General features: G+C 63.3%; 21 protein-coding genes and 1 other annotated feature. Of the genes, 8 read left to right on the top strand and 13 right to left on the bottom strand.

Annotated features, from left to right (window positions below):
- Nucleotides 1-3: 3 nt before the first annotated feature.
- From hisH to hisL, 6 genes are all read right to left on the bottom strand, one after another.
- The gene (gene hisH, locus EDY99_RS04895) at nucleotides 4-594 is read right to left on the bottom strand and encodes an imidazole glycerol phosphate synthase subunit HisH (protein WP_021504315.1); all 591 of its coding nucleotides are present in this window, start codon (nucleotides 592-594) and stop codon (nucleotides 4-6) included.
- A complete protein-coding gene (gene hisB / locus EDY99_RS04900; protein WP_015377254.1) occupies nucleotides 594-1,661 on the bottom strand; it encodes a bifunctional histidinol-phosphatase/imidazoleglycerol-phosphate dehydratase HisB in 1,068 nt (355 codons plus the stop codon). Before hisB ends, hisH begins: the two co-directional genes overlap by 1 nt.
- Entirely contained in the window at nucleotides 1,658-2,746 is a 1,089-nt protein-coding gene (hisC, locus tag EDY99_RS04905; protein ID WP_103101105.1) for a histidinol-phosphate transaminase, read from the bottom strand. Before hisC ends, hisB begins: the two co-directional genes overlap by 4 nt.
- The gene (gene hisD, locus EDY99_RS04910) at nucleotides 2,743-4,050 is read right to left on the bottom strand and encodes a histidinol dehydrogenase (RefSeq protein ID WP_033642486.1); all 1,308 of its coding nucleotides are present in this window, start codon (nucleotides 4,048-4,050) and stop codon (nucleotides 2,743-2,745) included. The genes hisC and hisD overlap by 4 nt, the downstream gene beginning before the upstream one ends.
- A 4-nt stretch (nucleotides 4,051-4,054) precedes the next feature.
- The gene (gene hisG / locus EDY99_RS04915; protein WP_015377256.1) at nucleotides 4,055-4,954 is read right to left on the bottom strand and encodes an ATP phosphoribosyltransferase; all 900 of its coding nucleotides are present in this window, start codon (nucleotides 4,952-4,954) and stop codon (nucleotides 4,055-4,057) included.
- A 70-nt stretch (nucleotides 4,955-5,024) separates the two neighbouring features.
- Nucleotides 5,025-5,151 (bottom strand) — a sequence feature (His leader region).
- Nucleotides 5,127-5,174: a his operon leader peptide gene (gene hisL, locus EDY99_RS04920; protein ID WP_100396937.1), complete on the bottom strand. Its 48-nt coding sequence runs from the start codon at nucleotides 5,172-5,174 to the stop codon at nucleotides 5,127-5,129. Its footprint overlaps the feature before it by 25 nt.
- A gap of 229 nt (nucleotides 5,175-5,403) precedes the next feature.
- Between hisL and EDY99_RS04925 the strand changes: the two genes are divergently transcribed.
- On the top strand, nucleotides 5,404-6,228 hold the full coding sequence (locus EDY99_RS04925; RefSeq protein WP_033642487.1) for an SDR family oxidoreductase: 825 nt from the start codon (nucleotides 5,404-5,406) through the stop codon (nucleotides 6,226-6,228).
- 6 nt (nucleotides 6,229-6,234) lie between these two features.
- Here EDY99_RS04925 and EDY99_RS04930 read toward each other — a convergent pair whose 3' ends face one another.
- On the bottom strand, nucleotides 6,235-7,149 hold the full coding sequence (locus tag EDY99_RS04930) for a LysR family transcriptional regulator (protein ID WP_096242091.1): 915 nt from the start codon (nucleotides 7,147-7,149) through the stop codon (nucleotides 6,235-6,237).
- Between the two features lie 250 nt (nucleotides 7,150-7,399).
- Between EDY99_RS04930 and speB the strand changes: the two genes are divergently transcribed.
- The 4 genes from speB (at nucleotide 7,400) to EDY99_RS04950 (ending at nucleotide 12,047) form a co-directional block, all read left to right on the top strand.
- On the top strand, nucleotides 7,400-8,332 hold the full coding sequence (speB, locus tag EDY99_RS04935; RefSeq protein ID WP_033642489.1) for an agmatinase: 933 nt from the start codon (nucleotides 7,400-7,402) through the stop codon (nucleotides 8,330-8,332).
- Between the two features lie 76 nt (nucleotides 8,333-8,408).
- Nucleotides 8,409-9,794: a sodium:solute symporter gene (locus EDY99_RS04940; protein ID WP_033642490.1), complete on the top strand. Its 1,386-nt coding sequence runs from the start codon at nucleotides 8,409-8,411 to the stop codon at nucleotides 9,792-9,794.
- A gap of 16 nt (nucleotides 9,795-9,810) precedes the next feature.
- Nucleotides 9,811-11,238 (top strand): cytosine permease, encoded by a 1,428-nt coding sequence (locus EDY99_RS04945; RefSeq protein WP_123061517.1) that lies wholly within the window; start codon nucleotides 9,811-9,813, stop codon nucleotides 11,236-11,238.
- Nucleotides 11,235-12,047 carry a nitrilase-related carbon-nitrogen hydrolase gene (locus EDY99_RS04950; protein ID WP_123061518.1) on the top strand — a complete coding sequence of 271 codons (813 nt, stop codon included), beginning with the start codon at nucleotides 11,235-11,237 and terminating at the stop codon, nucleotides 12,045-12,047. The genes EDY99_RS04945 and EDY99_RS04950 overlap by 4 nt, the downstream gene beginning before the upstream one ends.
- A 73-nt stretch (nucleotides 12,048-12,120) precedes the next feature.
- On the opposite strand, the gene EDY99_RS04955 is transcribed toward EDY99_RS04950, so the two are convergent.
- Both EDY99_RS04955 and EDY99_RS04960 read right to left on the bottom strand, forming a co-directional pair.
- Nucleotides 12,121-13,104, bottom strand: a complete 984-nt coding sequence (locus tag EDY99_RS04955) for a magnesium and cobalt transport protein CorA (protein WP_033642493.1) — start codon at nucleotides 13,102-13,104, stop codon at nucleotides 12,121-12,123.
- A gap of 11 nt (nucleotides 13,105-13,115) precedes the next feature.
- Nucleotides 13,116-13,535 (bottom strand): GNAT family N-acetyltransferase, encoded by a 420-nt coding sequence (locus tag EDY99_RS04960; RefSeq protein ID WP_033642494.1) that lies wholly within the window; start codon nucleotides 13,533-13,535, stop codon nucleotides 13,116-13,118.
- 131 nt (nucleotides 13,536-13,666) lie between these two features.
- On the opposite strand from EDY99_RS04960, the gene EDY99_RS04965 reads away from it, so the two are divergent.
- Nucleotides 13,667-14,767, top strand: a complete 1,101-nt coding sequence (locus EDY99_RS04965; RefSeq protein ID WP_069100899.1) for a PQQ-dependent sugar dehydrogenase — start codon at nucleotides 13,667-13,669, stop codon at nucleotides 14,765-14,767.
- Between the two features lie 13 nt (nucleotides 14,768-14,780).
- On the opposite strand, the gene EDY99_RS04970 is transcribed toward EDY99_RS04965, so the two are convergent.
- Nucleotides 14,781-15,401 carry a glutathione S-transferase family protein gene (locus EDY99_RS04970; RefSeq protein WP_033642496.1) on the bottom strand — a complete coding sequence of 207 codons (621 nt, stop codon included), beginning with the start codon at nucleotides 15,399-15,401 and terminating at the stop codon, nucleotides 14,781-14,783.
- Between the two features lie 91 nt (nucleotides 15,402-15,492).
- Nucleotides 15,493-16,149 carry an HAD family phosphatase gene (locus EDY99_RS04975; protein WP_033642497.1) on the bottom strand — a complete coding sequence of 219 codons (657 nt, stop codon included), beginning with the start codon at nucleotides 16,147-16,149 and terminating at the stop codon, nucleotides 15,493-15,495.
- Between the two features lie 107 nt (nucleotides 16,150-16,256).
- Between EDY99_RS04975 and EDY99_RS24495 the strand changes: the two genes are divergently transcribed.
- Together EDY99_RS24495 and EDY99_RS04980 are read left to right on the top strand one after the other, a co-directional pair.
- Nucleotides 16,257-16,493: a hypothetical protein gene (locus tag EDY99_RS24495; RefSeq protein ID WP_144236182.1), complete on the top strand. Its 237-nt coding sequence runs from the start codon at nucleotides 16,257-16,259 to the stop codon at nucleotides 16,491-16,493.
- A complete protein-coding gene (locus EDY99_RS04980) occupies nucleotides 16,438-17,460 on the top strand; it encodes an isopenicillin N synthase family oxygenase (RefSeq protein ID WP_033644235.1) in 1,023 nt (340 codons plus the stop codon). The genes EDY99_RS24495 and EDY99_RS04980 overlap by 56 nt, the downstream gene beginning before the upstream one ends.
- Before the next feature lie 59 nt (nucleotides 17,461-17,519).
- On the opposite strand, the gene EDY99_RS04985 is transcribed toward EDY99_RS04980, so the two are convergent.
- Both EDY99_RS04985 and EDY99_RS04990 read right to left on the bottom strand, forming a co-directional pair.
- Nucleotides 17,520-18,665 (bottom strand): PLP-dependent aspartate aminotransferase family protein, encoded by a 1,146-nt coding sequence (locus EDY99_RS04985; protein WP_033642498.1) that lies wholly within the window; start codon nucleotides 18,663-18,665, stop codon nucleotides 17,520-17,522.
- A 12-nt stretch (nucleotides 18,666-18,677) separates the two neighbouring features.
- Nucleotides 18,678-20,045: a cystathionine beta-synthase gene (locus EDY99_RS04990; protein ID WP_033642499.1), complete on the bottom strand. Its 1,368-nt coding sequence runs from the start codon at nucleotides 20,043-20,045 to the stop codon at nucleotides 18,678-18,680.
- Nucleotides 20,046-20,057: the final 12 nt, after the last annotated feature.

The following is a 20,057-nucleotide window of genomic DNA, read 5'->3' on the forward strand; positions in this document are numbered from 1 at the left end:
TGCCTACATCTCCAGAAAGTTTTTCAACAGTTGCGCGCCGGCCGCTCCAGAACGTTCTGGATGAAACTGCACGCCGAAGAAGTTGTCTTTTTGCACGGCGGCGGTGAAGGGCTCGCCGTAATTCGCCTGAGCGATGGTGCTGGGGCATATCGGCATCGCATAGCTGTGAACGAAATAGAAGTAGGCGCCGTCATCGATGCCGCGGAACAGATGGTGGCCCGCCTGCGCGGATACCTGGTTCCAACCCATGTGCGGCAGCGGCAGGCCGAAGTCGGTCATCTGCTTTACCGGCGTATCGATGAGGCCGAGCGTCGTTATGCCGCCGTTCTCTTCGCTGCTGGCCGCCAGCAGTTGCATACCGAGGCAGATGCCCAGCACCGGCTGAGTGCAGGCCCTGATCAGTTCGATCAGATCGCGTTCGCGCAGCTGATCCATCGCCGCCTGCGCGGTGCCGACGCCCGGCAGGAACAGCTTGTCGGCGCGCAGCACGATCTCCGGATCGCGGCTCACTTCCGGCTGATAGCCCAGGCGCCGCACCGCATAGGTGACGGAGGCCAGGTTGGCGCAGCCGGTATCCAAAATCACCACGTTCATCACAGCACTCCTTTCGAGCTCGGCAGGGTATTGCCCTCGACGCGGATCGCCTGGCGCAGCGTGCGGCCAAACACTTTGAACAGGCTTTCGACCCGGTGGTGGTCGTTTTTGCCTTTGGTCTTCAGGTGCAGCGTGCAACCCATGGTGTAGGAGAGCGAGCGGAAGAAGTGCTCGACCATTTCGGTGCTGAGATCGCCGACGCGCTGATAGTTGAACTCGGCCTTGTACTCCAGGTGCGGGCGGCCGGAGATATCCAGCGCGCAGCGCGCCAGACACTCGTCCATCGGCAGCACGAAGCCGAAGCGGGCAATGCCGCGCTTGTCGCCCAGCGCCTTGTTCAACGCTTCGCCCAGCGCCAGGCCGGTGTCCTCTACGGTGTGGTGATCGTCGATATACAGGTCGCCTTTGACGTCGATCTCCATGCGGAAGCCGCCGTGGGTGGCGATCTGATCCAGCATGTGGTCGAAGAAGCCGACGCCGGTTTTGATTTTGCTGCCGCCTTCGCGATCCAGCCAGACGTTGACATCGATCTGCGTCTCTTTGGTCACGCGGTTAACCCGCGCATGACGGTCGCGCAGGGTCAGCTGACGCACGATCTCTTTCCAGCCCAGCACGCCGCGCTGGTAGCGCAGCCCCTGAATGCCCATGTTTTCCGCCAGCTGCACGTCGGTCGGCCGATCGCCGATCACGTAGCTGTGGGCGGTATCGAGCACGCCGGGTTCGAGATAACCCTTCACCAGCGCGGTCTTCGGCTTGCGGCAGTCGCAGTTGTCCGCCGGCAGGTGCGGGCAGATCAACACGTCGGCGAACTGAATGCCCTGCGAGCTGAGGATCTGCATCATCAGGTTGTGCGGCGGATCGAAGGTTTCCTGCGGGAAACTGGCGGTGCCGAGCCCATCCTGATTGGTGATCATCACCAGCTGATACCCCGCCTGTTGCAGCGCCAGCAGGGAAGGGATCACGTCTGGCTCGAGCGCCAGCTTGTCCAGGCGGTCAACCTGGAAATCTTCCGGTGGCTCGGCGATCAGCGTGCCGTCACGATCGATAAAGAGGATTTTTTGGCTCACATTGGCTCCTGGCGAGTCTGGTTGGCACCGGGCAGGGTGGACAAGGCGTCCACCACGCGTTGACATTCGTCGCGGGTGCCTATGGTGATGCGCAGGCAGCCGGACAACCCGGGCTGTTTGTTTTGGTCTCGTAAGATAATGCCCTGATCCCACAAGCTTTTAAACACATTACTTGAGGCGGTGAAGCGGGCCAGCAGGTAATTGCTGTCGCTGGCGAAAACCTGCTCGACGCAGGCGCATTTTTCCAGCTGTTGCTGCAGCCAGCTGCGGGTGGCGGCGATGTCGGTGACGCGCTGGCGCATGGTGCGGATGCCTTCTTCGCTCAGCGCCTGCGCGGCGATATCCGCCACCGGTGTCGAGAGCGGGTAAGGCGCGATCACCTTCAGCAGCAGGGCAATCAGATCTTCGTTGGCGAGCGTAAAGCCGCAGCGCAGGCCGGCCAGCGCAAAGGCCTTCGACAGCGTGCGCAGAATAGCCAGGTGCGGATAGTCGCTCAGCCACCCGGCCACCGAGGCCTGCGGGCAAAACTCGATATAGGCTTCGTCCACCGCGACGATCGCTTTGCCTTTGGCCAGCTCCAACAGGCTGCGCAGAGAGTCCGGGTCAATCAGGTTACCGGTCGGGTTGTTCGGGCTGCAGACGTAGATCAGTTTCACGTTGTCCAGGCTGTCCGCGATGGCCGGCAGATCCAGCTGCCAGTCCTCTTTGGCGGCTACGGTGCGGCGCTCCACGCCAAAGGTTTCGGCGCTGACGGCGTACATGCCGTAGGTCGGCGGGCAGAACAGAATGGCGTCTTTGCCCGGCTCGCAGAAGGCGCGGATCAGCAGCTCGATGCCTTCATCGGCGCCGCGGCTGACCAGCACCTGCTCTTTCTTCACCCCGGCATAGGCGGCGTAGCGTTCGATCACCTGCGCCGGCTGGCACTCCGGATAGCGGTTGAAGGTTTGCGCGGTCAGCTGGAATTCCGGGGCGATCGGGTATTCGTTGGCGTTCAGCCATACGTCGCCCTTGCCGCCGAGGCGGCGCGCCGATTGATAAGGGGTCAGCTCGCGAACGTTGGCGCGCGCCAGTTTTTCGATGCTCATGCTTGCTCCTTCAGGGCGGCGACGCGCAGGGTCACGGCGTTCTTGTGGGCGATCAGCTGCTCGGCGGCAGCCAGCGTCTCGATGGTGGCGGCCAGGTTGCTGAAGCCCTGCGGCGTCAGCTCCTGCACCGTCATGCGTTTTTGGAAATCGGCCAGCCCAAGGCTTGAGCAGGTGGCGGTGTAGCCGTAGGTCGGCAGCACGTGGTTGGTGCCGGAGGCGTAATCGCCGGCGGACTCCGGCGACCAGTCGCCGAGGAACACCGAACCGGCGCTGGTGATGCCGTCCACCAGATCGCGCGCATTGCGGGTCTGAATGATCAGGTGCTCCGGGCCGTAACGGTTGCTGATGGCCACGCACTCCGGCAGATCGCGCGCCACGATCAGGCGGCTGCTCGCCAGCGCCTGGCGGGCGGTGTCGGCGCGCGGCAGCTCGGCCAGCTGGCTTTCCACCGCGTCGGCTACCGCCTGCGCCATCGCCGCGTCCGGCGTCAGCAGGATCACCTGCGAATCCGGGCCGTGCTCGGCCTGCGACAGCAGATCGGAAGCGACAAACGCCGGGGTGGCGCCGGCGTCGGCGATCACCAGCACTTCTGAAGGACCGGCCGGCATGTCGATGGCCGCGCCGTCGAGGCGCTGGCTGACCTGCCGCTTGGCTTCGGTCACGAAGGCGTTGCCCGGCCCGAAGATCTTCGCCACGCGCGGCACGCTTTCGGTGCCGAACGCCAGGGCGGCGATCGCCTGCGCGCCCCCGACCTGAAACACTTCCTGCACGCCGCACAGCTGCGCCGCATACAGGATCTCATCGGCGATCGGCGGCGGCGAGCACAGCACTACCCGGCGGCAGCCGGCGATGCGCGCCGGCGTCGCCAGCATCAGCACGGTGGAGAACAGCGGCGCCGATCCGCCGGGAATATACAGGCCCACCGAGTCGATTGGGCGGGTCACCTGCTGGCAGCGCACGCCCGGTTGCGTTTCGACGTCCACCGGCGGCAGTCGCTGCGCGTTGTGGAAGGTTTCCACGTTGGCGACGGCCACCGCCATCGCCTGTTTGATGTCGTCGCCCAACCGCGCGGCGGCGGCGGCGATCTGCTCGGCGCTGACGCGCAGCGCTGAGACTTCCGCCTTGTCGAAACGGGCGCTGTAGTCGCGCAACGCCCGATCGCCGTTGGCCTTCACGTTGTCGAGGATCTCGTTCACCGTGCGGGTGATGCTGTCGGAAGCGGCGATCGCCGGACGCATCAGCAGCTCGGCCTGGCGTTCGGCGCTGCATGTCGCCCAATCGATCGGCGTGTTGAAGGTCGACATGGCGTTACTCCATCATCTTTTCAATCGGCAGCACCAGAATCGAGCTGGCGCCGAGCGCTTTCAGTTTTTCCATGGTTTCCCAGAACAGGGTTTCGCTGCTGACCATGTGCATCGCCACGCGGTTCTGCGCGCCGGCCAGCGGCAGAATGGTCGGGCGTTCGGCGCCCGGCAGCAGCGCGACGATCTCGTCCAGTTTCTCGCTCGGCGCGTGCAGCATGATGTATTTGGATTCGCGCGCCTGGATCACGCCCTGAATGCGGGTCATCAGGCGGTCAATCAGCTGCTGTTTGGCTTCAGGCATTTCGCCGTCGCGCTGGATCAGGCAAGCTTTGGAGCGATAGATCACCTCCACTTCGCGCAGGCCGTTGGCCTCCAGCGTGGCGCCGGTAGAGACCAGATCGCAGATGGCGTCGGCCAGGCCGGCGCGCGGCGCCACTTCCACCGAGCCGTTCAGCAGGCAAGATTTGAAGCGCACGCCCTGTTTGTCGAGATATTGCTTCAGCAGGTGCGGGTAAGAGGTGGCGATGCGGGCGTCCTGCAGGCTTTGTGGGCCGGCGTATTCGGCGTCGAGCGGGGTGGCCAGCGACAGGCGGCAGCCGCCGAAATCGAGGCGGCGCAGGGTGAAGTAGCGCGGGTCTTCACCCTGGGCGCGGCGGCTGAGCAGCTCTTCTTCGAGCACGTTCTCGCCGATGATGCCGAGATCGACCACGCCGTCCATCACCAGACCCGGAATGTCGTCGTCGCGCACGCGCAGGATATCGATCGGCATGTTTTCGGCGAAGGCGATCAGACGCTGCTGCTGCAGGTTAATCTTGATGCCGCAGCGCGCCAGCAGTTCCTGGGATTCATCGCTCAGGCGGCCCGACTTCTGCATTGCGATCCGTAAACGTGTCTTGTCCAGCATGGTAACCTCTGTTTAATCTGTAATTTTATGAATTTATTGTAAAAACTATTCTTTCTGTCTGTCCGGAGCCAAAAAAAAACCCTCGGAAGAAATCTTCCGAGGGCTCTCTCTTGCGTTCTGCGCGCCACTGGAAGATTAACAAACCGTCTTCCAGCACACATCGCCTGAAAGACTAGTCAGGGTGATGGTGATGATGGTGGTTGAACTGAACGCGTGTCATGGTGTTTTCTCTCAGCAAAAGTCGGTAAAAAACCGTATGGCAATTAAGCTAAACTATCCGCTGTCCGCCGTGCAACTCTTTTTTATCGTCATAAATTTAATTTATTGAAACAGGTTGAGTTATTAGCCACACACGGCTTTACCTAACCTTAAGCCGGTCAGATTGTATCGCCGCGCGCAGTGGCGTAGCCTTAGGGGCAGGGCGCTGCGATCTTCAGGAGAGGAAGAGGATGAAAAAGGTAGCCATTATTGGTCTGGGTTGGTTGGGCATGCCGCTGGCGTTGTCGCTGATGGGCCGCGGGTACGACGTGGTCGGCAGCAAAACCACGCCGGACGGCGTCGAAGCCGCGCGGATGAGCGGCATCGAATGTTATCAGTTGGAGCTGACGCCGGAATTGATCTGCGACCCGGACGATCTGGCGTCGCTGCTGCGCGTGGATGCGCTGGTGGTCACGCTGCCCGCGCGCCGCACCGTCGAAGGCAGCGAGAACTATTTCAATGCGGTGCGCATGCTGGTGGACAGCGCAATGGCTTTCGGCGTGCCGCGGGTGATCTTCACCAGTTCCACTTCGGTGTATGGCGAAACCGCCGGCACGCTGCGCGAAGAGTCGCCGCTGCGGCCGGTCTCGCCGTCCGGCCGGGTATTGGCCGAGCTGGAGCGCTGGCTGCACGAGCTGCCGAATACCTCGGTGGACATTCTGCGCCTGGCGGGGCTGGTGGGCGCCGATCGTCACCCCGGCCGCTTCCTGGCGGGAAAGCTCGATGTGAAGGGGGGCTCGCAGGGGGTGAATCTGGTGCACCAGGACGACGTCATCGCCGCCATCCAACTGCTGCTCAAGCTGCCGAAGGGCGGCCACGTGTACAACCTGTGCGCGCCGCGTCATCCGGCCAAGCGCGATTTTTATCCGGCCCTGGCCGAGCAGTTGCACCTGGAGCCGCCGCAGTTTGCCGACGAAGCGGAACAGGATGAGCGGCTGGTGGACGGCAACCGCATCTGCAACGAGCTGGGTTTTGAATACCAGTATCCCGATCCGGCGCGCATGCCGGTCAGTTAACGTCCGTCAGGCCCCGCACATGCGGGGCTTTTTTTCGCCGGCGCGCGCCAAATCCTCCAACAGCGCGTTCAACGCCTCGTCGGGTTGGACGGGGCGGCTGACCAGGCTGAGCGTGGCGCGGTAAGAGAGCGCTGCGCCGCCCAACTGCCGCAGCAACCCTTGCTCCACCCAGCGCGCCGCATAGTGGGTGGGCAGATAACCGAGACAGGTGCCGCTCAGCACCAGATGGGCGACGCTCTCCATGTGGTGGGCCACCGCGGCCAGATGCGGCGGGGCGATCGGGCACAGCTGCTGCGCCAGCAGGTAGCCGCGCTTGACCCAGCGCGCGTTTTCAATCTGCTCGCGCTCGGGTTCTTCCACCGCGAACAGCGGGTGATCCTCACTGCAATAGATCGCCTGCGTCTCCTCCAGCCACGGTTGATAACGCAACGCCTCCAACTGCTGGCCAAAGTAGCCGATGCCCAGATCGAGCTGCCGGTGCAGCAGCCCTTGTTCAATCTCGTTCGGTGAACAGATGCGGCACTGCAATTGCACGTCCTGGTGGCGCCGCTGAAAGTGCTTGATGGCCTGACTGAACGGGTTGCCCGGCAGTGAAACCAGGTTATCCACCAGGCCAATTTGCAGATCGCCGGTCAGCAGGCCGTTCAGCGACTGACTGACCCGGGTGAAGTCGCGGGCGGCGTTGAACAAGGAGCGGCAGGCGATCAGCATGCGTTCCCCTTTTGGCGTCAGCCGGAAGCCGGAGCGCCCGCGCTGGCACAGGCGAAAACCCAGTCGCGTTTCCAGCGAGGCCAGATGGGTGCTGATGGTGGATTGGTTCATCAGCAGCGTTTCCTGTGCGGCGCTGACGCCCTGGGCTTCCGCCACCGCGACGAACACCCGCAACAGCTTCAGATCGATATCGCTTAGGTTAGTGAGCATCGCCCCCTCCGCAGAACGTCGGCCGCTTAACCCATTTTTAACATCGAAGAAATAGGCGCGGCGCTGAAGATATGGCCTTTCTTATGGCATGAGATTGAAATAAAAATCAACGCTTCAATGGGTTAGTTACATCGTGTTTTTCGATGTTTACATGCAAAAGCGGGAATGGTAGCCGGTGCGGTCAACGGGGTAGTCTGCGAATGTTGCTTAAATGTTTCAATTTATCGCAAGCCCAAGACAAGGAAACGCCATGCTGAACCAACCCCAAAGCGGCAACGACATGCCGCGCTTTGCCGGTCTCCCCACCATGATGCGCCTGCCCGCCGCCGATCAGGCGCGTGGTCTGGACGCCGCCTTTGTCGGCATTCCTCTGGATATCGGCACCTCCAATCGCAGCGGCACCCGCTATGGCCCGCGCCAGATCCGCCAGGAGTCGGTGATGATCCGCCCCTACAACATGGGCACCGGCTCCGCCCCATTCGAACGGCTGCAGGTGGCCGATCTGGGGGACGTCGCCATTAACCCCTACAGCCTGGCGGACAGCGTACGGCGCATCGAGGCGGCTTACCGCGAGATCCTGGCGCACGGCTGCACGCCGTTGACGCTTGGTGGCGACCACACCCTGACGCTGCCGGTGCTGCGCGCCATCGCCCGCCGACATGGCCCGGTCGGGCTGATCCACGTCGATGCGCATTCCGACACCAACGAGGAGATGTTTGGCGAACAGCTGGCGCACGGCACCACCTTCCGCCGCGCGTTTGAGGAGGGGCTGCTGGCGCCGGAAAAAGTGGTGCAGATTGGTCTGCGCGGCAGCGGCTATGCGGCGGATGACTTCGATTGGTCACGGCGCCAGGGCTTTCGCGTGGTGCCGGCCGAAGCTTGCTGGCATCGGTCGCTGACGCCGCTGATGGCGGAGATCCGCGAGCAGATGGGCGATGCGCCGGTTTATCTCAGTTTCGATATCGACGGGCTGGATCCGGCCTTCGCGCCGGGCACCGGCACGCCGGAGGTCGGCGGACTGTCGGTTTGGCAAGGGCTGGAGATCGTGCGCGGCTGCCGTGGGCTGAACCTGATTGGCGGCGACGTGGTGGAGGTGTCGCCGCCTTACGATCGTTCCGGCAATACGGCGCTGCTGGCGGCCAATCTGCTGTTTGAAATGCTGTGCGTGCTGCCGGCCCGCTGAGGCCGTCGTACTGACCCTGCCGGCGGAGCGGTTGCGTCGGGCCCCCGATAACAATAACAACGGAGTGGAGGTACCCATGAATCTCGATCTGCTGGTTGTGGTGATTTACTTTCTGGTGATAGGCGCGGTGGGGTGGATGGGCATTCGCCGCGCCAACTCCAAAGAGGCGTATCTGGTGGCCGGGCGCAACCTGGGGCCGGGGCTGTATCTGGGCACGCTGTCGGCGGTGGTGCTCGGCGGCGCGTCGACCATCGGCAGCGTCAAGCTCGGCTACACCTACGGCATCTCCGGCGTCTGGCTGTGCGGCGCGCTCGGGCTGGGCATTGTGGTGCTGAGTCTGGTGCTGGCCAAACCGCTGCTCAAACTGAAGCTGTATACCGTCAGCCAGGTGCTGTCGCGGCGGTATCACCCGGCGGCGCGGGTCACCAGCGGCGCGATCATGCTGGCGTATGACCTGATGGTGGCGGTGACCTCGATCATCGCCATCGGCAGCGTGATGCAGGTGATGTTTGGCCTGTCGTTCAGCGCGTCTATCCTGCTCGGCGGCGGGCTGGTGGTACTGTATTCGACGCTGGGGGGCATGTGGTCGCTGACGCTGACCGACATCATTCAGTTCATCATCATGACCGTCGGCATGATGCTGGTGCTGATGCCGATGAGCATCGTCAAGGCCGGCGGCTGGGAGGCGTTCACCAGCCTGCTGCCCGCCGGTTACTACCAGCTGTCGTCGATCGGGCTGGATACTATTCTGGTATTTTTCCTGATCTACTTCTTCGGCATTTTGATCGGTCAGGACATCTGGCAGCGGGTGTTCACCGCCCGTAGCGCCAATGTGGCGCGCTTCGCCGGGCTGGGGGCGGGCGTCTATTGCGTGCTGTATGGCGTGACCGGCGCGCTGATCGGCATGGCCGGCAAGATCGTGCTGCCGTCGCTCAGTAATACCGACGGCGCCTTCGCCGCCATCGCGCAGGCGGTGTTGCCGGTCGGCGTCAGCGGGCTGGTGGCCGCGGCGGCCCTGGCGGCGCTGATGTCCACCGCCAGCGCCTGCCTGCTGGCCTCTTCGACCATCGCACTGGAGGACGTGTTGCCGGCCATCCGCCGTAAACCTTCTGGCGGGCTGGCCGCCGGGCGCTTCACCACGCTTTTCATGGGCGCGGTCATGCTAGGGCTGGCGTTTGTGGTGCGCGACGTGCTGGCGGCGCTAACGCTGGCTTACAACCTGTTGGTGGGCGGCATGCTGATCCCGTTGGTGGGGGCTATCTTCTGGCCGCGCGCCACCAGCGCCGGCGCCATCGCCAGCATGCTGACCGGCAGCCTGTGCGTGGTGGGGCTGATGATCTGGCACGGCATCGACGCCAACAGCCCGATCTACGGCGGTCTGGTGGGCGGCGGCGTCGCCTTCGTGCTGGGCAGCCTGCTGAGCCGCCCGGCGCCGCAGCTGCAGACCCAAACCGAGCGTTGAAACGACGAGGTGGGACATGAACAATCGCAATGTGGCGCCACGCCCAAAAATTGAAGTGCGCTCGATAGACTATGTGCCCCGTCACGAGCGGCATGGCAAGGTTTGGCATCAGGCGCCGTTTTGGTTCACCGGTAATTTCGTTTTGACGACGATGGTGGTCGGTTTCACCGGCCCGGCGTTGGGGGTGGGCGCGCTTTATTCAATGCTGGCCATTGTCGTCGGCGTGGGGTTCGGCACGTTCTTCATGGCGTGTCATGCCAATCAGGGGCCGCGCATGGGGCTGCCACAGATGATCCAGTCGCGGGCCCAATTCGGCCTGCGTGGCGCCATCGTTCCCTTTGCCGCCGTGGTGTTTGTTTACATCGGTTTCAACGTGTTCAACGTTATTCTCGCGACCGATGCGATCAACACGGTATTGCCGGGTCACCGTCCGCCTTGGTATGCGTTGCTGATCGCGGTGGCCGTGCTGTTGGCGATCGTCGGCCACGATATGCTGCATGCGGTGCAGCGCTGGCTGACCTATGTGATGATGGCGGTGTTCGGCGTGCTGACGGTCGGTGCCGTGCTGTCGCTGCGGATGGACGCCGTCGTCGGCGCCGGGCATTTTTCGTGGGCGGCTTTTTTGATTCAGCTGTCGGCGGCCGCCGGCTACCAGATCAGCTACGCGGTGTATGTCTCCGACTACTCGCGCTATTTGCCGCATGAAACGCCGTCGGCCAACGTGATCTTTTGGACTTATCTGGGGGCGGCCGGATCGGCGCTTTGGCTGATGTCGCTGGGCGCGTTTCTGGCCTCAGCATTACCGGCTCCCGATGCGATCGGCAGCGTACAGGCGGTGGGGAATGGCATCTATCAGGGGTTCGGCACGCTGGCCGTGCTTATCGCCGTGCCCTCGCTGGTCGGCATCATGGCGGTCAACTGTTATGGCGCGATGCTGACCAGCCTCAGCGCGATTGACGCGTTCCGTAAAGTGACGCCAACGTTGAAATTACGCATGGCCGGCATCGGCGTCGTCGCTCTGACGGTGTTCGCGGTGGCGTTGGCTATCCCGGCGAGCTATCTCGCCAGCTTCAATACCTTCGTGCTGCTGATGCTGTATTTCCTGGTGCCCTGGACGGCGGTGAATCTGATGGACTTTTACGTGGTGCGCGGCGGACATTACGCGATAGGTGAAATCTTCAACCCGGCGGGGATCTACGGCCGTTGGGGCGGCTCCGGTCTGACGGCCTACGCGATCGGCCTGCTGGCGATGGTGCCGTTCATGACGTTGGGCTTTTACACCGGCCCCTTTGCTGTTTTACTGGGCGGCGCGGATATCGCTTTTCTGATCGGCTTGCTGGTGGCCGGGAGCGTTTATGTCGTCATGTGCCGAAAGCTCGATCTCGAAGCCGAACGGCGGGTGGCGTTGCGCTGCGAGGGATTATTGGAAGGAGAACGGGAGTGAAGGAAAAAATCAGCGTCGCATGTTGCCAGTTGGCGTTGCGGGTAGGGGAAGCGGAACATAATCGGGCGCTGTCCGCCCAGGCGATCCGCCGGGCAGCGCAGCGTGGCGCCAACGTCATCGTGTTGCCGGAGTTGGTGAACAGCGGCTATGTGCTGCGCGACAAGGCGGAGGCGCGGGCGTTGGCCGAGGCCGAAGATGGGCCCAGCCTTAGCCTGTGGTGTGCCCTGGCGAGTGAGCTGGATGTGGCGATCGTCGCCGGTTTTTGCGAGCGCCTGCCTGATGGCGAGGTGGCCAACAGCGCGGCGTTGATCGATGCGCAGGGGGTGAGGGCGATTTATCGCAAAGCGCACCTGTGGCATGAAGAGAGTTCGATCTTTACCGCCGGCGATCGGCCGCCGCCGGTCGTCGAGACGCGTTTTGGCCGGTTGGCGGTGATGATCTGTTACGACCTCGAGTTTCCGGAGTGGGTGCGCTTGCCTGCGTTGGCCGGTGCTCAGCTGCTGTGCGCGCCGGTCAACTGGCCGCTGGCGCCGCGCCCGCAGGGCGAACGGCCGGCGGAGATGGTGAAGGCCCAGGCCAACGCCGCCGTCAATCGGCTGTTCATCGCGGTGTGCGATCGTTGCGAAACGGAGCGCGGCGTTGCGTGGATCGGCGGTTCGGTGATCGTCGACGCCGACGGCTATCCGTTGACGCAGAGCCTGACAGGCGAAGGCATGGTGCTGGCATCGATGGATATCGGCGCTGCCGATGACAAGCACATCGGCCGCTACAATCACGTGCATCGCGATCGGCGTCCGATGCTGTATTGAAGCGGCGGGGCGGCCGGTGATCCCAGCCGCCCCGCGATCGTTTTCGTCGGCGGGAAAAGCGCCGTTCTGGCGCTTACAGCCAGCCCGATTTCTTCAGTTTCTGATACAGAAAAATGCAGCCGACGGCGGTCACTCCCAGCGTGGCGTGATAGGCCCACGGGAACTTCAGTTCCGGCATGTCGGCGAAGTTCATCCCGTACAGGCTGAAGACCACCGTCGGGATGGCCAAGATTGCCCCCCAACCCGCCAGCCGTTTCACCACTTCGTTTTGTTTGACCGTCACCAGCGCCAGGTTGACGTGCATGGCGTTGGTTAGCATTTCGCGCATGTCGTCGATATTGCTGACCACCTGATGGGCGTGATCTTGCACGTCGCGCACGTAGGCGCGCAGCTCTTTCGGGATCACCTCTTCGTGCAGGCGGATCAGCTGGTTGCAAATTTCATCCATCGGCAGCGCGGCGTTGCGCAGCGCCAGCAGATGGCGGCGCAGGGTATAGACGTTCTCGATCGCCGCCTGATCGAACTCTGACTGAAACATGTTGGCTTCAATGTTCTCGATGGTGCTCTCGAAGCGCGCCACCACGCTGCGGTAGTTATCCACCACGAAGTCCAACACCGAATAGAGGGCGAAGCCCGGCCCGCGGCACATCTGCTTGTGGTTCTCTTCCGCCTTGGCGCGGATCGGCGCGTAACTGGGCGAAGCGCCGTGGCGCACCGTCACCAGAAAGTTTTTGCCGACGAAGAAGTGGGTTTCGCCGTATTCGATTTCGTCGTGCTCGCCCCACTGCGCGGTTTTCACCACGATGAACAGCGAGTCGCCGTAGGTCTCCAGCTTCGGCCGCTGGTGCGCGCACAGCGCGTCTTCGATCGCCAAATCGTGCAGCCCGAACTCCTCCTGCACCTTGCGCATAAACGCCGGCTCCGGCTGCCTTAATCCCAGCCAGATGAAGGTGTCGGGCTGTTTGACCACCTCACTGATATCGTCGATGGTCACTTCGCCCAGCCGTTGGCCGGCTTTGTACGCTACACAGTTCACCACCATGCTTTTGCTGTCCATCCGTCCATCCATTAATCAGTCAGCGTTTTGGTAAGTAAATAACACTCATGTTCCACCGGATACTCTTTCAGCGTCATTTGCAGCTGATAGCCGAGCTTTTCGTAGAACGGCCGCGCCTGAAAGCTGAAGGTGTCGAGGCGGGCGTAGCGGCAGCCGCGCGCCTGCGCCTCGTGCTCGGCGGCGCGCATCAGTCGGCCGCCGAGGCCGCTGCCGCGCTGGGTATCCGCCACCCATAGCCACTCGACGCTCAGCCAGTTGCCCCAGGTTTCGGCGGTCAGGCCGCCGATCACCGCGCCGGCTTCGTCGCGCGCATAGACGCTGAGCGGCTTGCGGTGGCTGGCGTCGATATGCGGCAGGTTGTAAGCGCGCAGGCCTTGCCTGATCGCATCGAGGGTTTGTTCGTCGATCGCGTCGGTAACGGTAATGTCCATTTTTCCTCCTGGGTAATGGATTAACTTAAGCACATGGCGGCTAAAAGGCAACCCGTTGAAATGTAATGCAAACGACCGCGGCCGCTGAGTGGGCTACACTAAACGGGTCATTTCATCTTCAGGAGGACGCCATGCCCCGATTGACTCTGCTGGCCGGTTTGCTGCTGTGCAGCGGCCTGGCGCACGCCGCGCCGACGGTCAGCCAATTGCAGGACGGCCTGGAACACCCTTGGTCGCTGGCCTTCTTGCCGGCGGAACAAGGCCTGCTTATCACCGAACGGCCCGGCCGGCTGCGGCTGTGGCAGCAGGATAAAGGACTGTCGCCGCCGATCGCCGGTGTGCCGCAGGTCTACGCCGAAGGGCAGGGCGGCCTGCTGGAGGTGCTGCCGGCGCCCGATTTCGCCGCCAGCCGCCGGGTGTATCTCAGCTTCGCCGAACCGGGCGAGGGCGGCAAAGCCGGCACGGCGGTCGGCTATGGCCGCCTGAGCGACGATGGCGCGCGGCTGGAAAACTTTAAGGTGATCTTCCGTCAGCAGCCCAAGCTGTCGGTCGGCAATCACTTCGGCGGCAAATTGGCGTTTGATCGGCAAGGCTACCTGTTTATCACGCTGGGCGAAAACAATCAGCGGCCGACGGCGCAAGAGACCGACAAACTGCAGGGCAAACTGGTGCGGCTGACCGCCGAGGGCGCCGTGCCGCCGGACAACCCCTGGGTCGGCCAGGCAGGTAAACGCCCGGAGGTTTGGTCTTACGGCCATCGCAATCCGCAAGGGCTGGCGTTGAACCCGTGGAGTGGCGCAATCTGGGAGCATGAGCACGGCCCGCGCGGCGGCGATGAGCTCAACATCCCGCTGCCGGGTAAAAACTACGGCTGGCCGCTGGCCACCTACGGCATCAACTATTCCGGCCAGCCGATCCCCGAGGCGAAGGGGGAGCGGGTGCCCGGCACCGAACAACCGCTCCACTATTGGCGGGTTTCGCCCGGCCTCAGCGGCATGGCGTTCTATGATGAGCAGCGCTTCCCCGCCTGGCGGCACTCGCTGTTCATCGGCGCGCTGGCGCAAAAGGCACTGATTCGCCTGACGCTGAAGGGGGACAAGGTGGTGGCGGAAGAGCGGCTGCTGGGCGATCGCGGCGAACGCATCCGCGAGGTGCGCAGCGGGCCGGATGGCTACCTGTATCTGCTGACGGACGAACGGGACGGCAAGCTGCTGAAGGTCGGGGCGTCGTAACGCCCCGCACGCGTCAGGTGAGTGCGCTCATCACGCCGCGCTGGTAGGCCGGGCGTGCGCGCAGTTGCTGATACCAGCGCTCCATGTTCGGCCGCGGGCGGCGGGCGATCGGCATTTCGAACCAGGCGTAGGCGAAGCTGCCGAGCGGGATATCGCCGAAACCGAACGCGCCGCCGGAGAGGTAAGGCTGGTGCGCCAGCGTCTGTTCGATGACGTCGAAGTGTTTTTCCAGCGTGGCGATCGCCGTTTCGATTTTCGCCATGTCGCGCAGCTCCGGCGCGGTGCGTATCAGGCCCCAAAAGACGATGGTGAAGGCCGGGACAATCGTCGAGGTGGTCCAGTCCATCCATTTCTCGGCGGCGGCGCGCGCCTGCAGATCTTGCGGATAGAACGTCGCGTCGCCGAATTTCGCCGCCAGGTAGCGCACGATGGTGTTGGACTCCCACAGCACGAAGTCATCGTCCTGCAGCAGCGGCACCAGGCCGTTCGGGTTCAACGCGCGGTAACTCTCTTCGTTGACTTTGCCGAACGCCCCGCCGGCGTTGATGTGGGTGTAGTTGAGCCCCAATTCGGCGGCGCACCACAGCACCTTCCTGACGTTGTTCGAATTCTCACGACCCCAAATGGTCAGCATGGGATAACTCCGTTAGCGGATAATAAGGACCCTCTATACCTACGCCACAACGCGCTTTTTGTCACACCGCAGGGCACTTTTTGTCTGCCGCTCAGCGTTCCCAGCGGCACACTTCCCAGCCGCGTTCCGCCGCCAGCGCGCTCAGTTCGCTGTCGGGGTTGATCACCGTGGCGCTGTCGACGAATTGCAGCATCGCCTTGTCATTGAGAGAGTCGCTGTAGCCGTGGCTGTGCTCGAACTTCAGGTGCGGGTGCTGCGCCAGCCAGTGCTGCAGGCGGATCACCTTGCCCTGTTGATAGGTCATGGTGCCGTAGGTGTTGCCGGTGAAGCGGCCATCGCTGATTTCCACGCCGATCGCCAGCGCATCGTCGGCGCCGAGCTGTTCGGCGATCGGCGCCACCAGATGCTCGCCGGTGGCGGAGATCACCAGGATGCAGTCGCCGCGTTCGCGGTGCCACTGCAGGCGTTCGCGGGCGGCGGGATAGACGCGCGGCAGGATGTCGCGGCGGATGTAACGCTGCACCCAGCCGGCCACGGTTTGCACGCTCAGGCCGGCCAGCGGCGCCAGCGTGGCCTGCATGTAGTCCTCCATCGACAGCTTGCCCTGATAATAGAGCTGCATCAGCTGCTGCTCCTGCAGTTCCAGCTCCGCCGGCGCGAACCCCTGGCCGACCAGCCAGCGGATCCACAGGCTGGCGCTGTCATCGTCAATCAGGGTTTCATCCAGGTCGAATAAGGCTAAATCCATCAGTATTTCTCCGGCAGGCAGGGTATGAGGTCGTTTACAGGATAGCGGATAGCGCACATCGCCAGCCAGCGGCGTCGGCGAAATTGCGCAGAGCATAAGAAACATTGATGACGGTTTTGCGACATTTTGTTGAACGTTTGCATAACTTAGAACGCAACAATATTGGCCGCTCCGGCGAGCGCGGTGATAACTATGAAGCAAATGCAGCTACCCGCTGGGGAGTGACAATGTTGATTATTCGCCTGTATGGCAGCCCGATCGTGATCGGGGAAGAAGAGGAACCGCATGATGACGCATCTGACGACGCAGAAGACGCTGCCGCTGCTGGATCTTTCGCAGCTTGACGGTGATGCGCGCCAACGGCGCGCCTTTCTCGACGATCTGCGCGCGGCGGCTCGCGACGTCGGTTTTTTCTATCTGCGCGGCCACGGCGTGGACGGCGCGCTGAATGCGCGGCTGCAGCACGCCGCGCGGCAATTCTTCGCCCTGCCGGAAGCCGACAAGCTGGCGGTGCAGATGGTGCATTCACCGCACTTTCGCGGTTACAACCGGGCGGCGGCGGAACTCACGCGCGGGCAGCCTGACTGGCGCGAGCAGTTCGATATCGGCGCCGAGCGCCCGGCGCTGACGCTGTCTGATGACACGCCGCGCTGGGCGCGCCTGCAGGGGCCAAACCAGTGGCCGGCGGCGCTGCCGACGCTGAAACCGCTGCTGCTGCAGTGGCAACAGGCCATGACCGCCATGTCGCTGCGGCTGCTGCGCGCTTTCGCTTTGGCGCTGTCGCTGCCGGAGCAGGCGTTCGATCGTTTGTACGGCGAGAAGCCCAACGAGCACATCAAACTGATCCGCTACCCGGGGCGGGACGCCACCGGCAGCGCACAGGGCGTCGGCGCGCACAAGGACTCCGGATTTCTCAGCTTTTTGCTGCAGGACGCGCAAAAAGGGCTGCAGGTAGAGGTGAGCGAAGGGCAATGGATAGACGCGCAGCCGCGTGAAGACACCTTCGTGGTGAACATCGGCGAGCTGCTGGAGCTGGCGACCAACGGCTACCTGCGCGCCACGGTACACCGGGTGGAAACGCCGCCGGCGGGGCGCGACAGGTTGTCGATCGCTTTCTTCCTCGGCGCGCGGCTGGACGCGGTGGTGCCGCTGTATCAACTGCCGCCGCAGCTGGCGGCGCAGGCGCGCGGCCCGGCCAGCGATCCGCTCAACCCGCTGTTTCGCGACGTGGGCGACAATTACCTGAAAGGGCGCATCCGCTCTCACCCCGATGTGGCGCACCGTTTTTATCAGGACGTCATCGGCGTCTGAACGCCGGGCGTAAAAAAGCCCGGCGCGTCGGCCGGGCTGATGGTGCGCTGATGCGGTGATTATTCCGCCAGCGCCTGCTGCAGATCGGCGATCAGATCTTCCACATCCTCAATCCCTACCGACAGGCGCACCAGCTGCGGCGTGATGCCGGTTTCCAGGCGCTGTTCCAGCGGAATGGAGGCGTGCGTCATGCTGAACGGCTGGCTGATCAGGCTTTCCACGCCGCCCAGGCTTTCCGCCAGGGTGAACAGGCGCGAACGCTGGATGACCCGGCGCGCATAGGCGTCGTCGCCTTTCAGCCGTACCGAGATCATGCCGCCGAAGCGCGTCATCTGGCGCGCCGCCAGCTCATGCTGCGGATGGCTCGGCAGGCCGGGGTAATAGACGTTTTCCACCTGCGGCTGGCTCTCCAGCCACTGGGCGATGCGCAGCGCGCTGTCGCTGTGGCGCTGCATGCGCAGTGCCAGAGTGCGAATGCCGCGCAGCGTCAGGAAGCTGCTGAACGGATCGAGAATGCCGCCGACCGCGTTTTGCAGGAAACCGAGCTGTTCCGCCAGCGCCGGGTTATTCCCCACCGCCGCGACGCCCGCCACCACATCGGAGTGGCCGTTAAGGTATTTGGTGGCGGAGTGCACCACCACGTCAAAGCCCAGATCCAGCGGACGTTGCAGATACGGCGAGGCGAAGGTGTTGTCCGCCACGCTGATGAGCTGATGCTTTTTGGCGATCGCGGCGATGGCGCTCAGATCCGCCAGCTTGAGCAGCGGGTTGGTCGGCGTTTCCACCCAGATCATTTTGGTATCCGGCTCGATCGCCTGTTCCAGCCCGGCGAGATCCGCCGGCGACACGTAAGTCACGCGCAGGCCGGCGGTGCGGCTGCGCACTTTTTCCAGCAGGCGATAGGTGCCGCCGTACAGGTCGTCTACCGCGATCAGGTGGCTGTCTTTATCGAGCAGCTCCAGCACCGTGGAGCAGGCCGCCAGACCGGAGGCGAAGGCGTAGCCGCGGCTGCCGCCTTCCAGTTCGGCGATGGCGCTTTCCAGCGCGGTGCGCGTTGGGTTGGCGCTGCGGGAGTATTCGTAGCCGGTATGTTCGCCCGGCGCCGGTTGGGCGTAGGTGGAGGTGGCGTAAATCGCCGGCATCACTGCGCCGGTCGCGTCCGGGGTGTAACCGGCGTGAACGGTCAACGTATCAAACTTGGCCATAATGGATCCTTATTAACGTAATTTTTGGCGCCAGGCGTTAAGCACGTCTGTGCGGGTAATCAGGCCGAGGAAGCGCTCGCCGTCGAGCACCACCGCGACGTGGCCATGGTTGAAGGTGGCCTGTAATTCCTCGTAGCCGGCTTCCTTTTGCAGCGTCTGGACCTGCTTGGTCATCGCGCTGCCGGCCGGCAGGCTGAAGTGGGCGGCGTCGGCCTGGACGGCGTTCAGCAGATCCCACTCATCGATCAATCCGACCACCCGATCGCCTTCCAGCACCGGTAGCTGCGAGATGTCGTACAGCCGCATGCGGGCGTGCACGATCGCCAGCGTGTCGTCCGGCGCGGCGGAAACGGCGGCGCCTTCGTCGTGGCGATAAGCGATCAGATCGCGGAGATCGCCGTGCTGCGGTTTGCTCAGCAGGCCCTGCTCCAGCATCCAGTGGTCGTTATACATTTTAGACAGGTATTTGTTGCCGCTGTCGCAAACGAAGGTCACGACCCGCTTGGGTTCGGTTTGCGCGCGGCAGTAACGCAGAGCGGCGGCCAGCAGGGTGCCGGTGGAGGAGCCCGCCAGCACGCCTTCCTTGCGCAGCAGATCGCGCGCGGTGGTGAAGGCTTCTTCATCGCCGATGCGGTAAGCGTGGCGCACCTGGTCAAAGTCGCTGAGCGGCGGGACGAAGTCTTCGCCGATGCCTTCCACCAGCCAACTGCCCGCTTCGCCGATTTGGCCGTGGTCGAGATAGTCCGCCAGGATAGAGCCGGCAGGGTCGGCCAGCACGAATTCCGTCTGCGGCGAAACCTCGGAGAAATAGCGGCTCAACCCGCCCAGCGTGCCGCCGGAACCGACGCCGACCACGATGGCGTCCACGTCATGATCCATCTGCCGCCACAGTTCGGGCGCGGTGGTGGTGGTATGGGCCGCCGGGTTGGCCGGGTTATTGAACTGATCGATATAAAAGGCGCCGGGGATCTCCCCGGCCAGGCGTTTAGCGTAATCCTGATAATAAGCCGGGTGCCCCTTGCCGACGTCCGAACGGGTCAGCAACACCTCTACCCCCAACGCGCGCAGGTGGAAGATCTTTTCGCGGCTCATCTTGTCCGGCACCACCAGCAGCAGCTTATAGCCTTTCAGCGCCGCCACCAGCGCCAACCCCAGGCCGGTATTGCCGGCGGTGGCTTCGATGATGGTGCCGCCCGGCTGCAGTTTGCCGTCGCGCTCGGCCTGCTCGATCATCGACAGCGCCACGCGGTCTTTGATCGAACCGCCGGGGTTTTGGTTCTCCAGCTTGACGAACAGCCGGCACGGGCCGGTATCAAACTGGGTCAGTTCCAACATCGGGGTATTGCCAATCATCTCGATGACGGAATGGGGGATCGCCATGACTCATCTCCA

It is taken from the genome of Serratia sp. LS-1 (genome assembly GCF_003719595.1).
In the GTDB taxonomy this organism is placed as follows: domain Bacteria; phylum Pseudomonadota; class Gammaproteobacteria; order Enterobacterales; family Enterobacteriaceae; genus Serratia; species Serratia ureilytica.